Origin of the sequence: Methyloversatilis sp. (assembly GCF_030698125.1) — a bacterium.
Classification (GTDB): Bacteria; Pseudomonadota; Gammaproteobacteria; order Burkholderiales; family Rhodocyclaceae; genus Methyloversatilis.
The window spans coordinates 288692-302566 of the sequence record NZ_JAUYNV010000025.1; the positions used below are offsets into that span (position 1 = coordinate 288692).

10 protein-coding genes and 3 tRNA genes are annotated in these 13875 nt (G+C 66.0%); 4 read left to right on the forward strand and 9 right to left on the reverse strand.

The features are described from left to right. Positions 1-18: 18 nt before the first annotated feature. The 3 genes from Q8Q80_RS11060 to Q8Q80_RS11070 form a co-directional block, all read right to left on the reverse strand. Positions 19-798, reverse strand: coding sequence for a GntR family transcriptional regulator (locus tag Q8Q80_RS11060; RefSeq protein ID WP_305632960.1), 780 nt, complete (start codon positions 796-798; stop codon positions 19-21). A 103-nt stretch (positions 799-901) separates the two neighbouring features. Beyond that, entirely contained in the window at positions 902-1756 is an 855-nt protein-coding gene (locus tag Q8Q80_RS11065; protein WP_305632961.1) for a sulfite exporter TauE/SafE family protein, read from the reverse strand. Between the two features lie 228 nt (positions 1757-1984). Then, the gene (locus Q8Q80_RS11070; protein ID WP_305632962.1) at positions 1985-2995 is read right to left on the reverse strand and encodes a YeiH family protein; all 1011 of its coding nucleotides are present in this window, start codon (positions 2993-2995) and stop codon (positions 1985-1987) included. A gap of 99 nt (positions 2996-3094) precedes the next feature. On the opposite strand from Q8Q80_RS11070, the gene Q8Q80_RS11075 reads away from it, so the two are divergent. Beyond that, positions 3095-4000: a LysR family transcriptional regulator gene (locus Q8Q80_RS11075; RefSeq protein WP_305632963.1), complete on the forward strand. Its 906-nt coding sequence runs from the start codon at positions 3095-3097 to the stop codon at positions 3998-4000. 144 nt (positions 4001-4144) lie between these two features. On the opposite strand, the gene purL is transcribed toward Q8Q80_RS11075, so the two are convergent. After that, positions 4145-8143: a phosphoribosylformylglycinamidine synthase gene (gene purL / locus Q8Q80_RS11080; protein ID WP_305632964.1), complete on the reverse strand. Its 3999-nt coding sequence runs from the start codon at positions 8141-8143 to the stop codon at positions 4145-4147. A gap of 348 nt (positions 8144-8491) precedes the next feature. Between purL and Q8Q80_RS11085 the strand changes: the two genes are divergently transcribed. From Q8Q80_RS11085 to Q8Q80_RS11095, 3 genes are read left to right on the forward strand one after another with little or no spacing between them, the layout of a single operon-like run. After that, the gene (locus Q8Q80_RS11085; protein WP_305632965.1) at positions 8492-9373 is read left to right on the forward strand and encodes a tetratricopeptide repeat protein; all 882 of its coding nucleotides are present in this window, start codon (positions 8492-8494) and stop codon (positions 9371-9373) included. Next, entirely contained in the window at positions 9373-9897 is a 525-nt protein-coding gene (locus tag Q8Q80_RS11090; RefSeq protein WP_305632966.1) for a DNA-deoxyinosine glycosylase, read from the forward strand. Before Q8Q80_RS11085 ends, Q8Q80_RS11090 begins: the two co-directional genes overlap by 1 nt. Positions 9898-9926: 29 nt before the next feature. Then, complete coding sequence (locus Q8Q80_RS11095) at positions 9927-11021, forward strand: calcium/sodium antiporter (RefSeq protein WP_305632967.1); 1095 nt, start codon at positions 9927-9929, stop codon at positions 11019-11021. A gap of 66 nt (positions 11022-11087) precedes the next feature. On the opposite strand, the gene Q8Q80_RS11100 is transcribed toward Q8Q80_RS11095, so the two are convergent. The 5 genes from Q8Q80_RS11100 to uvrC all read right to left on the reverse strand — a co-directional run bounded on the left by Q8Q80_RS11100 (position 11088) and on the right by uvrC (position 13859). Next, a tRNA-Gly gene (locus Q8Q80_RS11100) sits at positions 11088-11163 on the reverse strand. Between the two features lie 38 nt (positions 11164-11201). Continuing rightward, a tRNA-Cys gene (locus Q8Q80_RS11105) sits at positions 11202-11275 on the reverse strand. Between the two features lie 67 nt (positions 11276-11342). Then, positions 11343-11418: transfer RNA gene (locus Q8Q80_RS11110), tRNA-Gly, on the reverse strand. Positions 11419-11500: 82 nt separating this feature from the next. Continuing rightward, positions 11501-12073 carry a CDP-diacylglycerol--glycerol-3-phosphate 3-phosphatidyltransferase gene (gene pgsA / locus Q8Q80_RS11115; RefSeq protein WP_305632968.1) on the reverse strand — a complete coding sequence of 191 codons (573 nt, stop codon included), beginning with the start codon at positions 12071-12073 and terminating at the stop codon, positions 11501-11503. A gap of 4 nt (positions 12074-12077) precedes the next feature. Beyond that, positions 12078-13859, reverse strand: coding sequence for an excinuclease ABC subunit UvrC (uvrC, locus tag Q8Q80_RS11120; protein WP_305632969.1), 1782 nt, complete (start codon positions 13857-13859; stop codon positions 12078-12080). Positions 13860-13875 lie beyond the last annotated feature (16 nt).

Below are 13875 nucleotides of genomic sequence, written 5' to 3' on the forward strand. Positions count from 1 at the left end.
TTGCTTTCCAGTGGTGGATCAACTTCGGTCGATGCGCAGGCGGTACTGGAAGGCGTCGCCGCGGTAATAGAGAAATTCGAAATCGATGGGCCGGTCGTCGGCCCAGGTCAGTCGCTCTATGCGCAGCAACGGCGAGGCCTCGGCGATGTCGAGATGGCGGGCAAGCGACTCGTCGGACGAGATCGCCTCGATCTGCACGTCGGCGTGCGTGAGGTTGCGGCCGAGGTCGTTTTCGAGAATGACGAAGATGTCGCGGGTGGCCAGGTCTTCCTGGGTGAGCCGCTCGCCGATGTCCGGCGGGAAGTAGCTCACGTCGACCGAGATCGGTTCGCGGTTCAGGTAGCGCAGACGCTGGATTTCGAACACCGGCGCCTCCGCCTTGAGCTGCAGCCGCTGTGCCACGAGGGCGCTCGCGGGGACCTGTCTGGCGCTGAGCAGCAGGGAGTAGGTTTCGTAGCCGGAAGTGGACATCGCCTCGCCGAATCCCTGCAGCCGCGACAGACTCTGGAAGGCCTTGGGCTTGGCGACGAAGCTGCCCTTGCCCATCACCTTGAAGATGAGCCCTTCCTTCTGCAGGTCGCCCAATGCCTGCCGGATCGTGATGCGGCTGACGGCGAATGCCGAAATCATCTGGCTCTCGGACGGCATCTGCGAATGCGGCGGATAGCTGCCGTCGAGAATGCGCCGGCGCAGGATTTCGCGGATCTGCGTGTACAGCGGCATCTGCGATACCGGTGACAACGCATCCGCGACCTTGGCGGCGCCCGGGGGCGCGATCTGCTTGCGGTGGGGTGCCATGTTCGATCTCCTGTTCGGGAACCTGTTATGACGGGTCATGTCATGCAAGGTCAGTGCCAATCTTTCCGCCTCGCACCACATATCTATAAACCTTTGATTTGAATCAACTTTTCAGACTTGAAAGCACATCTCCCGCAGTGATGCACGCACCGGTTTGCTGCACCGCGACAGGCGCTTGCACCAAAGCGGTCGCGTGCGACGGCCAGGCCGCGACCGCACCGGTGGCCATCAGCAGGCACAGCACGACGCGACGGAAATGTCGCGGGTCCAGACCTCGATAAAGGCGCTCGCCGAGCAGGCCGCCGCCATGAAAAAGGGGCGCCAGCAGCAGCCCCTGCAGCAGCAGCGACAGGCCGAACAAGCCCGACAGCACGATGGCAATCAGTGCCAGCGGATACAGGCATCCGAAGTAGACGAGGAAGCTGGCTCGCGCGCGATGACTGTCGGTTTCCACGCCCAGCAGGTAGAGGATGGCCGGCGGTCCGCCGACACCGCCGAAGCCGGTGAGCAACCCGCTGAACAGTCCCGCTCCGATGGAACCGGCATGACTGGGGCCGCGCACCAGGCGTACGCCGGTCAGCAAGACCGCTGCGCTGGCAATGACCGCAAAGCCGATCACCTGCCCGAACAGTCGCGCCGGCAGCACGCTCACCAGCCACAGACCGAGCGGAATGCCGAAGCACGCGGCGCCGAGCATGGGCAGCAGCACGCGGTGATCGACCATCCGGCGTACCGACGGCGCCAGTGCGTGAGTCAGCGGCAGCGCGTTCAGCAAGGTGACGATGCACAGCGTGTCGCGCGCCGACGCCACCGTGGACAGCAGGGGCGCCATCAGCAGCGCCGCGCCGAAGCCGGTCATGCCACGCAGCACGCCGCCTGCGACCACTGCGCCGGCAATCACCGCCCAGCTCGCGATGTCGCGGTCCGGCCACAGCGTGTTCAGCAGCGAAGCATCCAATCGGTTCTCCCGGGCGGGACAGGCGGCGCGCATTCCGCGTCGGTGCGACGCCAAACCTGTCATGACAGGTCATGTCAAGCAAAAGCCGGGCCGGTGATCCGGCGAACCACCCCTCCACCGCAAGGCCTTGCCAGCCGTGCCTTCGCCTTATCTGCCCGGACTTGCCCTGCGACGCCGGCATGGACCGCAGCGGTGCGTCGGCACGATCTGCGCTCTGCTTTCGTGCATTCATGACAGCGCCCCGAGGCTGACCAGGCCGAAGCCGGCAAGCAACAGCCATATCCAGAGCAGCGCAGCGAGCGCCCACACCCGCCAGCCCGCTAGCGCCATGTCGGCCAACCGGGTGTTGGCACCGAGCGCCGCCAGACCGACCGCCAGCAGCGCCTGCGCCGCTTCGGCACCCAGGGCGTGCAGCCACGCCGGCAGCAGACCGGACGCATTGAGCGCCATTGTTGCGATGAAGCCGTACAGGAAAAGCGGAACGCCCGGGCTGCACGAGCCCGTCGTGCCGCCATTGCGCCATCGGGCAGCGATCAGCATGACGACCGGCGCCAGCAACATCACGCGCATCATTTTCTCGACCAGCGCACTGGCCGCAGCCTCCGGCCCGGCCGCCGCAGCGCCGGCCACGACATGGCCGAGTTCGTGCACCGTCAGCCCCACCCACAGGCCGAAGGACAGATCGCTCAAGCCCGTCAGGGGATGGAGAATGGGCAGCAGATACATGCCCAGCGTGCCGAACACCACCACCGCCAGCACCGCCGCGGACACATGGCGCGCCCGGGCACCGATCACGCTGTCGGCGGCCGCAACCGCCGCGGCACCGCAGATCGCGCTGCCGCAGCCGACCAGCACGGCCACTTCGGGGTCGAGTCCGAGACGACGCCCAAGTGCCAGCGCCAGCCCGAGGGTGCTGAGCACAACGACCACCGCCATCAGCAGACCGCTCCAGCCCACCCGGCCCAGTTCGTCGATGCCGATGCGCAGTCCGTACAAGGCGATGCCGGCGCGCATCAGGGTGCCGCGCGCCAGACGGAATCCTTCGGCGCCGCGCGACGGCAGCGAAGGCCACAGATTGCCAATCACGATGCCCAGGGAGACCGCCAGGGGCAGCCAGCCGAAACCGTATGCCGACACACCGGGCAGGCCGGAAAGGGCCGCCGCTGCACCGGCAACCGCGACCGACGCAGCAAGACCGGTCGGCAGGCTGGGCGGTGTGAGGGCAGTCGTCGTATTCATGGGCGGGTCGCGGGCTGCAGAAAGTGAATGCAGCGTACGCGGCGAGCCATTCATTCTTCTATATCATGCAAATCACTGTTCGATTACCTTGGGTAATGCATGAACCTGCATCTTCTGCGCATCTACGTGAAGGTCGTCGAAGTTCAGAGCTTCTCCCGCGCGGCCGAAGGGCTGAACATCACGCAGCCTGCGGTATCGAAGGCGGTGCGTGAGCTCGAATCGCAGCTCGAAACCGTGCTGCTCGACCGCCGTGGCAAAACATTCAAGCCAAGCGAGTCGGGCCGCGCGCTGTACGAATACGGGCGCAGCATCCTGGCGCTCGAACGGGAGGCGACCGAAACCATCCGCGCCTACAGTTCGCTCGAACGCGGGCGGCTGACCATAGGCGCCAGCACCACCATCGCCACCTACTGGCTGCCGCCCTTCCTGGTCGATTTCCACGCCCGCCATCCGCAGGTCGAACTGCAGGTGATCAGCGGCAACACGCGGCAGATCGCCGATCTGTTGCTGGAGTGCCGGATCGACGTGGCACTGGTCGAAGGCGATGTGGACGATGCGCGACTGAACCGCCGCGTCTGGCGCCGCGACGAAATGGTGATCATCGCGCCGCGCGATGCCGAGTTGCCGACCGGCGGCGCCCTGCGGCCGGCCGATCTGGCCGATCACAGCTGGATCGTGCGTGAACGCGGCTCCGGCAGTCGCGCCGCCACCGACCGTGTGCTCGATGAAATGGGGCTGACGCCGGCACGCACGATAGAGGTGGGCAGCAATGAGGCGATCGTGCAGACCGTGGCGGCGGGACGCGGTCTGGGCATGGTGCCGCGCATCTGTGCGCGCGACCAGCTGGCACTGGGCCGCATACGCCGTCTGCACCCGGGCGGGGCCGCGATACAGCGCACGCTCTACCGCATCCGCCTGCCCGAACGCCCGATCAGCCCGGCCGCCCTCGCCTTCGAAGCCTTGTTGGCGAACGCGCAAGCGACGGCCGACGATGCGTCCAGGTAGGAGCCTGCCCTGCAGGCGATCAGCCGTGCATCAGGTGCCTGCGAAGGTCATCAGCTCCCGCCACCACCACCCTGCTCCGCCGATATCCACCGGAACGAAAAAGCCGGCTCACGGCCGGCTCCTTCATGGTTCCGGGCGCGGCGCTCAGCCCACCCACACCCGCGCATTCCTGAACATGCGCATCCAGGGGCTGTCTTCGCCCCAGTGCTCCGGGTGCCAGCTCATCTGAACGGTGCGGAACACGCGTTCCGGGTGCGGCATCAGGATGGTGGCTCGGCCGTCATCCGTGGTGACCGACGTGATGCCGTCGGGCGAGCCGTTCGGGTTGCGCGGATAGCGCGTCGCGACCTTGCCGTCGTGATCGATGTAGCGCATCGCGACCCGGGCCAGCGACTGCGCTTGCAGGTCGTCGAACACTGCGCGCCCTTCGCCGTGCGACACCACGATGGGCAGCTTCGAGCCGGACATGCCGCGGAAGAAAATGGAAGGCGACTCGACCAGTTCGACCATCGTGAAGCGCGCCTCGAACTGCTCCGAGCGGTTGCGCTCGAAGCGCGGCCAGTGTGCCGCGCCCGGAATGATGTCGCGCAACTGGCTCATCATCTGGCAGCCGTTGCACACGCCCAGTGCAAACGTGTCTTCGCGGTTGAAATACTCGGCGAAGGCGTCGCGCAGCTGTGCATTGAACAGGATGGACTTGGCCCAGCCGGCGCCGGCGCCCAGCACGTCGCCGTATGAAAAACCACCGCAGGCGGCCAGACCCTTGAAGTCGGCCAGTTTCACGCGTCCCGCCATCAGGTCGGACATGTGCACGTCGTGCGCTTCGAAGCCGGCGCGGTCGAAGGCGGCCGCCATTTCGACCTGGCCGTTCACGCCCTGCTCGCGCAGGATGGCAATCCTCGGCCGCTTTCCGCTGCTCACAAAGGGCGCTGCAATATCTTCCTGCGGATCGAAGGTCAGCGCAGCGAACAGGCCGGTGTCATCCTTGTCGTCGAGCAGCGCGAACGCCTCTTCGGCGCAACTCGCGTCGTCGCGCAGTGCGGCGATGCGGTGGCTGACTTCGCTCCACGCCTTCAGCAGATCGCTGCGCGCTTCGCTGAAGATGACCTTGGCGTTGTGCCACAGACGGATTTCGTCGCGGTCATTCGGGCTGCCGATGCCGTGCGTGACGCCGGACAGTCCGGCTTCGCGCAGCACATCCATCACTTTCGAACGCTCCGCGACGCGGATCTGGATCACCGCGCCCAGTTCTTCCGCGAACAGCGCCGAGAAGGTGCGGTCATTGAAGCGGCCGCGCACGGCGTCCGGTTTCTTGGCCAGCGAATCGACGTCGACCAGCAGCGGGTCGTAGGCCAGCGTGTCGAGGTTGATCGACAGGCCGACCCGCGATGCAAACGCCATTTCGCACAGGGTGGCGAACAGGCCGCCGTCCGAGCGGTCGTGATACGCCAGCAGATAGCCTTCGTCGCGCAGGCGGTTGATCGCCGGCAGGAAGCGGCCCAGCAGCACCGCGTCGGCGTCCGGGGCGTGTTCGCCCACCACGCCATAGGCCTGGGCAAACGCCGAGCCGCCGAGGCGGTTCTTCATCTGGCCGAGATCGAGCAACAGCAGTTCGGTGTCGACTTCGGGGTCGATCAGCAGCTGCGGTGTGACTGTCTTGCGCACGTCACCGACCGGCGCAAACGCGGTGATGACCAGCGACAGCGGTGACACCACCTCCTTCTGCTTCGCCTCATCCCCCTCACCTGCGGTCCAGCGCGTCTTCATCGACAGGCTGTCCTTGCCGACCGGAATCGACAGGCCGAGTCCGGGGCAGAAATCCATCGCCACGGCCTTCACCGTGTCGAACAGCGCGGCGTCTTCGCCCTTGTGACCGGCCGCGGCCATCCAGTTGGCCGACAGCTTGATGCGGTCGAAGCTGCGCACGTCGGCGGCGACAAGATTGGTGATCGCCTCGCCGATCGCCATGCGGCCGGAAGCCGGGCCGCTCAGCAGCGCCACCGGCGTGCGTTCGCCCATCGCGAACGCTTCGCCCTGGTAGCCGCTGAACCCTGCGCTGGTCACGGCCACATCGGCCACCGGCATCTGCCAGGGGCCGACGAACTGGTCGCGCGCCGTCAGGCCGCCGACCGATCGGTCGCCGATGGTGATCAGGAAGGACTTGCTGGCGACCGACGGCATGCTCAGCACGCGGTAGGCGGTGTCCTTCAGGTCATAGCCGGCGACGTCCATCGGCGGCGCGAAGGCCGGGCGGCGCTGCACGGTACGGTGCATCTTCGGCGGCTTGCCGAGCAGCACGTCCATCGACATGTCGACCGGCTTCGTACCGAAGTGCGGATCTTCGACCGTGAGCTGACCGTCCGGCGTCGCCTCGCCGAGCACGGCATACGGGCAGCGCTCGCGCTCGCACAGCGCACGGAAGTCATCAACGCGTTCGGGCGCGATCGCCAGCACGTAACGCTCCTGCGATTCGTTGCACCACAGCTCGGCCGGACTCATGCCCGATTCTTCGCTCAGGATGGCGCGCAGATCGAACCACGCGCCGTGACCGGCACCGTGGGCCAGTTCGGGCAGTGCGTTCGACAGACCGCCGGCGCCGACATCGTGCACCGCAAGAATGGGGTTGTCGTCCTGCATCTGCCAGCAGCGGTCGATCACTTCCTGCGCGCGGCGCTCGATTTCCGGGTTGCCCCGCTGCACCGACGCAAAGTCGAGGTCGGCGGTGTTGGTGCCGGTGGTCATGCTCGACGCCGCGCCGCCACCCAGTCCGATCAGCATGGCCGGGCCGCCCAGCACGATCAGTTTTGTACCGGCCGGAAACACGATCTTCAGCGCGTCGCGCGCGCTGATGTTGCCGATGCCGCCGGCGATCATGATCGGCTTGTGATAACCCCGCATCTCGCCCATGAAGGACAGTTCGAAGGTGCGGAAGTAGCCGGCGAGATTGGGCCGGCCGAATTCGTTGTTGAATGCAGCCGCACCCAGCGGACCGTCGATCATGATCTGCAGCGCGGAGGCGATGCGCTCGGGCTTGCCGTAAAGCTCGCCGTCGACCCGCTCCCACGGCTGCTCGAAGCCCGGAATGTTGAGGTTGGAAACGGAAAATCCGGCCAGCCCCGCCTTGGGCTTTGCACCCCGGCCGGTCGCGCCCTCGTCGCGGATTTCGCCGCCGGCGCCGGTCGCAGCGCCGGCAAATGGTGAAATCGCGGTCGGATGGTTGTGCGTCTCGACCTTGGCCAGGAAGTGCATCGACTCGGCATGCCAGCCCCAGCGGCCGTCGCGGTCCGGGTAGAAGCGGTCGACCGGCGCAGTCGTTGCGCCTTCAATCACCGCCGCATTGTCCGAATACGCCACCACGGTATGCTGCGGGGTCGCGCGGTGGGTTTCGCGGATCATGCCGAACAGGCTCAGTTCCTGCGTCGCGTAGTCGATGTTCCAGCTCGCGTTGAATATCTTGTGCCGGCAGTGCTCCGAATTGGCCTGCGCGAACATCATCAGTTCGACGTCGGTAGGGTCGCGGCCGAGCTTCGAATACGCCGCGAAAAGATAGTCGATCTCGTCGTCGGACAGCGCCAGACCGAGTGCGCTGTTGGCGTGCACCAGCGAGGCGCGGCCCTGCTCCTTGTCACCGTCTCCGAGCGCCACGCTGACCAGAGGACGCGGCGGCACATGGCTGAACAGCGCATCGGCGTCGTCAAGACTGCCCAGCACCGATTCGGTCATGCGGTCGTGCAGCTTCGCCGACAGCGCCGCGCGCTCGGTCGCGTCGAGCGACGCCGCGCCCAGCAGGCCGCGTGACAGCTCGATTTCGTACAGCACACCGCGCTCGATGCGCAGCACGCTGGTCAGGCCGCAATTGCGCGCGATGTCGGTTGCCTTCGACGACCAGGGCGAAATGGTGCCCAGCCGTGGCGTCACCAGCAGCGCAACCGCAGCCGGCGTGACCGCCGGTTCGGCGGCCAGCAGCGCGTGCAGCTGCGCCAACTCGCCAGCGCCCGGTGCTGCGCTGCATTCGACGAAGAAGTGCTGCGTCGCGCGCATTTCGCGCACCTTGCCGACCGTCGCGCGACAGTCGTCGGCCAGGCGTGCCAGACGCGCCTCGGAAAAGGCAGGGGTACCGCGGAGCTTCAGAATGAGGGTCATGAGGGGAAACTGGAGGAAAGGACGCCGGACACCGCCACGCGGATCCGAATTCGCAATTATATATAGGGGGCACCGATCACCGCAGTCGGATCGTTGCGCCGGCGTTTTGTTCGCAGTTCGCGCGAGGCGCAGTCAGCGTGCCCTTGCGGACGGCCCGCGGGCCGTTACCGCCCAGGGCGCAGGGTTGCCGCGGAGCCTGTGGGGCTGTTCCTGTGGGAACGACGTCCTCGCACGCCCCCGGCGCAACATCGGCCCCCCGCCCGGGCTTGATGTTTGTATGCTCCATGGCATCTGAAGCTGCGGGCTGCAGACTGCAGTCCGGATCGACGATTTTCACAAGGAATGAACATGCATCCCGACGCCCCCGACGCGACAGGTGGCGACGTCATCGAAGTCACCCTGACCAATTTCCAGCGCGATGTGATCGACATGTCACAGCGCATGCCGGTGCTGGTCGATTTCTGGGCGCCCTGGTGTCAGCCCTGTCAGGCGCTGACGCCGCGGCTCGAAGCGCTGGCCGCCAGCTACGCCGGCCGGGTGCGCCTGGCCAGGATCAACTCGGACGACAACCCCGAACTGGCGCGCCGCTTCGGCGTACGTGGCATTCCGAATGTGAAAGCCTTCGTCGGCGGCGTGATGGTGGATGAATTCACCGGCGTGCTGCCGGATCGCGAACTGCGCGAATTCGTCGACGCCCTGCTGCCGTCGCCGGCAGAACCGACCTGCGATGAAGCGCGCGCCGCGCTGCTGCGCGGTGATGCTGATGCCGCGCTGGCGCTGAACGAGGCCGCGCTCGGCCTCGATCCGCTGTTCGAACCGGCCATGCTCGGCCGGGTCGAGGCGCTGATTGCGCAGGCCCGGCTCGACGAAGCCCAGGCTGCACTCGACGCGCTGCCGGAAGACATGACGGACCGCGCCCGCATCGGCACGCTGTACGCGCGCATCGCGGTCGCGCGACGCCAGCCCGGAGATGCCGACCACGACTACGCGGCGCGCATCGCGCGCAATCCGGACGATCTGGCTGCACGCCTCGAATGGTCGGCACTGCACGCAGCGGAAGAAGACTGGGAGGGCGCGATGAAGCAGGCGCTCGAAGTGGTCAGACGCGACCGCGATTTCGGCGACGATGCCGGCCGGCGCACGCTGATCGATCTGTTCGACCTGCTCGGCAGCGACCACCCGCTGGTGCGCCACTATCGCCGCGAACTGGCGGCCGTGCTGAACAAGTGATGCCGGACGGCGCTTGCATCCGCTGCTTCGCCCCGGTGGCCGATCCGGCCACCGCGCGCGTCCTCATCCTGGGCTCGATGCCCGGAGCGGCATCGCTGGACGCCAACCAGTACTACGCGCATCCGCGCAACCAGTTCTGGTCCATCATGGGCACGCTCGTCGGTGCTCACCCCGCACTGCCCTACGCCGAACGGCTGGCCGTGCTGACCCGCGCCGGCCTCGCGCTGTGGGACGTGTTGTCGAGCTGCGAGCGGCGCGGCAGCCTCGATTCGGCGATCGATCTGCGCTCGGCCCAGGCGAACGACTTCGTTACGTTTCTCGCGTGCCACGCCGGCATCCGTCGCGTGCTGTTCAATGGCGCGCTGGCCGAAACCTGCTTCCGGCGCGACGTGATGCCGCACATTCGCCCGGTCGAAATGCTCAGACTGCCATCAACCAGCCCGGCCCACGCCGGCCTGTCGGCAACCGACAAGCTGCTTGTCTGGCGGACCGCCCTGCAACCCTCGGCCATGGACGTGGTCTGAGCGGCCTTGAATTCTATGGATACGACTACATGACTTTCCTGCTGTTCGGCCTCGGCCTTGTCGCGTTGATCGCAGGCGCCGAGCTGCTGGTGCGCGGCGCCTCGAAACTGGCGCTGTCCTTCGGCCTTTCGCCGCTGGTGGTCGGGCTCACCATCGTCGCCTTCGGCACCAGTTCGCCGGAACTGGCGGTGTCGGTGCAGTCGGCCTGGAACGGCAAGACCGACATGGCGGTCGCCAATGTTGTCGGCAGCAACATCTTCAACGTGCTGTTCATCCTCGGTCTGTCGGCGATGATCACGCCGCTGCTGGTCGACAAGCAGCTCATCCGCCAGGAAGTGCCGATCATGATCGGCGTATCACTGCTGTTCGCCGCACTGACGCTGGATGGCGGCGTATCGTTTTTTGACGGCGCGATTTTCGTCGCGCTGATGATTGGCTACACCACCTTCCTGATCGTGCAGAGCCGCCGCCAGACCAAGGCGCAGCATGACGCACTCGACGACGAATACGCGGAAAGCATGGGTGAGAGCGCAACCGGCTGGGACTCGAAGCTGCCGGTGCAGATCGTACTCATTCTGGCCGGCCTGGGCCTGCTGGTACTCGGCTCAAACCTGCTGGTCGAAGCGGCCATCGTGTTCGCGCGTTACCTGGGCCTGAGCGAAGCGGTGATCGGCCTGACCATTGTCGCTGCCGGCACCTCGCTGCCCGAGGTCGCCGCGTCGGTCACGGCGGCGCTGCGCGGCCAGCGCGACATCGCGGTGGGCAATGTTGTCGGCAGCAATACCTTCAACATCCTGGGCGCGCTCGGCGTGTCGGCGATGGTGGCACCGAGTGCGCTTACGCTGCCGCCTTCGATGCTGGCTTTCGACATCCCGGTGATGACCGCTGTCGCCATCGCCTGCCTGCCCATCTTCATGACCGGCAACCTGATCGCGCGCTGGGAAGGGGGGGTGTTCTTCGCCTACTACATCGCCTATACGCTATACGTCATCATGGCCGCCAAGGACCACGACGCGCTCGGCGACTACGCCTTCGTGATGCAGACCATCGCCCTGCCACTGACCGCCATCACGCTGGCCATCATCGTCGTGCGGCACGCCCGGAGGCGCAGACCGGCGACATAGCGAGACGTCAGGACGTCGTACCGTGAACGAAAAAAAGGGAAGCAAGCTTCCCTTTTTTTGTCATGCTGGAGCGGGAAACGAGACTCGAACTCGCGACCTCAACCTTGGCAAGGTTGCGCTCTACCAACTGAGCTATTCCCGCGCTGCGGGTGACCCGGGCGGGTCGTCCGACTGATGTACTGGAGGCGAGGGTCGGAATCGAACCGGCGTCCACGGCTTTGCAGGCCGCTGCATGACCACTCTGCCACCTCGCCGGTGGTGCAGCCCGTCCGAAGGGCTGCAAACAGAAAGGGGAAGACAAACTTCCCCTTTTTCAAATCTTGGAGCGGGAAACGAGACTCGAACTCGCGACCTCAACCTTGGCAAGGTTGCGCTCTACCAACTGAGCTATTCCCGCAAGACAGGCGCGCATTATAGGTCTGGCAGGAAACCTGTCAAGACATGGGGCGAACAATTTCGCCGGCTCGGCAAGACTCCCCCTATAGCGCCTTGCGCGCGCGCAGTTCGGGCCAGGCGCGGCGCATGTAATAGACCATCGAATAGACGGTGAGCACCGCCGCAATCCAGATCAGCCAGCGGCCGATGAACGCGATGTCGATGCCGAGCAGCGGTTCGTAATAAAGCAGCATCGGTATGGCCGTCATCTGCGCGGTCGTCTTGATCTTGCCGATCATCGACACTGCGACACTGCGTGATGCGCCGACCTTGGCCATCCATTCGCGCAGCGCCGAGATGGTGATTTCGCGACCGATGATGACGAAGGCGATGACCGTGCTGGTACGGTCGAGCTCGACCAGCATGATCAATGCCGCAGCCACCATGAGCTTGTCGGCCACCGGATCGAGGAAGGCACCGAAGGCGGTGGTCTGGTTCAGCGTGCGCGCGAGGTAGCCGTCGAGCCAGTCGGTCACCGCGGCGATGACGAACACCAGCGTTGCGGTGAGGTTCTTGTCGGCCATCACCAGCGTACGCTCGGGCAGGAAGAAGACACCGACGAACAGGGGAATCAGCAGGATGCGCGCCCAGGTGAGCGCGGTCGGTACGGTGAACATGGAGTCAGTTTAACTGCCGCTGTATCTGTTCGGCCAGTTTGCGACTGATGCCTTCGACTCGGCACAGGTCTTCGACCGTGGCATTGCGCACGCCGCTCAGTCCGCCGAAGGTTGTCAGCAGTCGTTTGCGGCGCGCAGGACCGATGCCCGGTATGTCTTCCAGCGTCGAGGTGAGCCGCTTCTTTTCGCGCCGCGCACGGTGGCCGGCGATGGCAAAACGGTGTGCTTCGTCACGGATTTCTGCGATCAGGTGCAGCGCCGGATGTTCCGGCCCGAGCACCAGCCCCGCCTCGACGCCCGGACGGATCAGCTCTTCCGCACCCATCTTGCGCTCCACGCCCTTGGCCACGCCGACCAGCGGCAGATCGAGCCCGAGTTCGATCATCACCTCGACCGCGATGCCCAACTGCCCCTTGCCGCCATCGATCAGCACCAGATCGGGCCGCACGCCTTCGCCGGTGACCACCTTCTCGTAGCGGCGCGTCAGCACCTGGCGCATCGCGGCGTAGTCATCGCCGGGGGTCACGCCTTCGATGTTGTAGCGGCGGTATTCGCTGTTGCGCATCGCGCCGTTTGCCCACACGACGCAGGACGCCACCGTGGCTTCGCCCATCGTGTGGCTGATGTCGAAGCATTCGATGCGCTCGGGGGCCACATCCAGCTCCAGCGCCTCGACCAGCGCCCGGACACGGTGCGTGGCGCGCGCGCCGGCGTCGAGCTTCACGCGCAGCGCGATCTCGGCGTTCTTCAGCGCCATGTCGGCCCAGGCGCGCTCGCGCTCGTTGCGCGCCAGTGCGAGCGCCGTGCCGGGGATGGGCGCTTCGGCATCGTCGTCCGGCAGCACATTCACGATGACACGACCCGGCGGCGGCTGGGTGGCGAAATGCTGGGCAAGGAAGGCACACAGCATGTCGGCTTCGCTGCCCTGCCCGGCAGCCGGGAAATGCGCATGATCGCCCAGGTGGCGACCGCCGCGCACCATGGCGTGATTGACGCAGGCGGTGCCGTCACGCTCGACCGCGACCACGATGTCGATATCCTCGTCGCGCGCGCTGTCGGCGTACTGCTTGTGCAGCACACGGCTCAGCGCCTTGATCTGGTCGCGCACCTGGGCCGCCTTCTCGAACGCAAGCGCCTCGGCGGCAGCGTTCATCTGGTCGGACAGCCGGTCGATCACTTCGCTGTGCCGCCCGCTCAGGAACAGGCTGGTCAGCCGCACATCCTCGTCGTAATCGGCCTTCGACACCTTGCCGACACAGGGCGCGGAACAGCGGTGGATCTGGTGCAGCAGGCAGGGCCGCGAGCGGTTGGCGAACACGCTGTTTTCGCAGGTGCGCAGCAGGAAGGCGCGCTGCACCAGCTGTATCGTTTCGCGCACCGCCCACACGCTGGGCAGCGGCCCGAAATAGCGCGCATCGCGTCCCACCGTGCCGCGGAAGAAGGCGATGCGCGGAAACGCATCCTGCGTGAGCTTGATGTAGGGGTAGGACTTGTCGTCCCTGAACAGGATGTTGTACTTCGGCCGCAGGCTCTTGATGAGGTTGTTTTCGAGGATGAGCGCTTCAGCTTCCGAACGCACGACCGTGGTGTCGACCCGCTGCACCTGCGACACCATCATGCCGATGCGCGGGCTCGACGCGGTGCGCTGGAAATACGACGACACGCGCCGCTTCAGGTTTTTCGCCTTGCCGACGTAGAGCACTTCTTCGTCGGCACCGATCATGCGATAGACGCCGGGCGCCTCGCTCAGCGTCTGCAGATAGGTCCTGGCGTCGAACACGCTCATCGGGCCGGCATGCGGG

Bases quoted from the DNA above. Each gene is read 5' to 3' on its own strand.
- Q8Q80_RS11060 (WP_305632960.1), bottom strand. From the start codon at position 798: ATGGCACCCCACCGCAAGCAGATCGCGCCCCCGGGCGCCGCCAAGGTC.
- Q8Q80_RS11070 (WP_305632962.1), bottom strand. From the start codon at position 2,995: ATGAATACGACGACTGCCCTCACACCGCCCAGCCTGCCGACCGGTCTT.
- Q8Q80_RS11075 (WP_305632963.1), top strand. From the start codon at position 3,095: ATGAACCTGCATCTTCTGCGCATCTACGTGAAGGTCGTCGAAGTTCAG.
- purL (WP_305632964.1), bottom strand. From the start codon at position 8,143: ATGACCCTCATTCTGAAGCTCCGCGGTACCCCTGCCTTTTCCGAGGCG.
- Q8Q80_RS11085 (WP_305632965.1), top strand. From the start codon at position 8,492: ATGCATCCCGACGCCCCCGACGCGACAGGTGGCGACGTCATCGAAGTC.
- Q8Q80_RS11090 (WP_305632966.1), top strand. From the start codon at position 9,373: ATGCCGGACGGCGCTTGCATCCGCTGCTTCGCCCCGGTGGCCGATCCG.
- Q8Q80_RS11095 (WP_305632967.1), top strand. From the start codon at position 9,927: ATGACTTTCCTGCTGTTCGGCCTCGGCCTTGTCGCGTTGATCGCAGGC.
- pgsA (WP_305632968.1), bottom strand. From the start codon at position 12,073: ATGTTCACCGTACCGACCGCGCTCACCTGGGCGCGCATCCTGCTGATT.
- uvrC (WP_305632969.1), bottom strand. From the start codon at position 13,859: ATGAGCGTGTTCGACGCCAGGACCTATCTGCAGACGCTGAGCGAGGCG.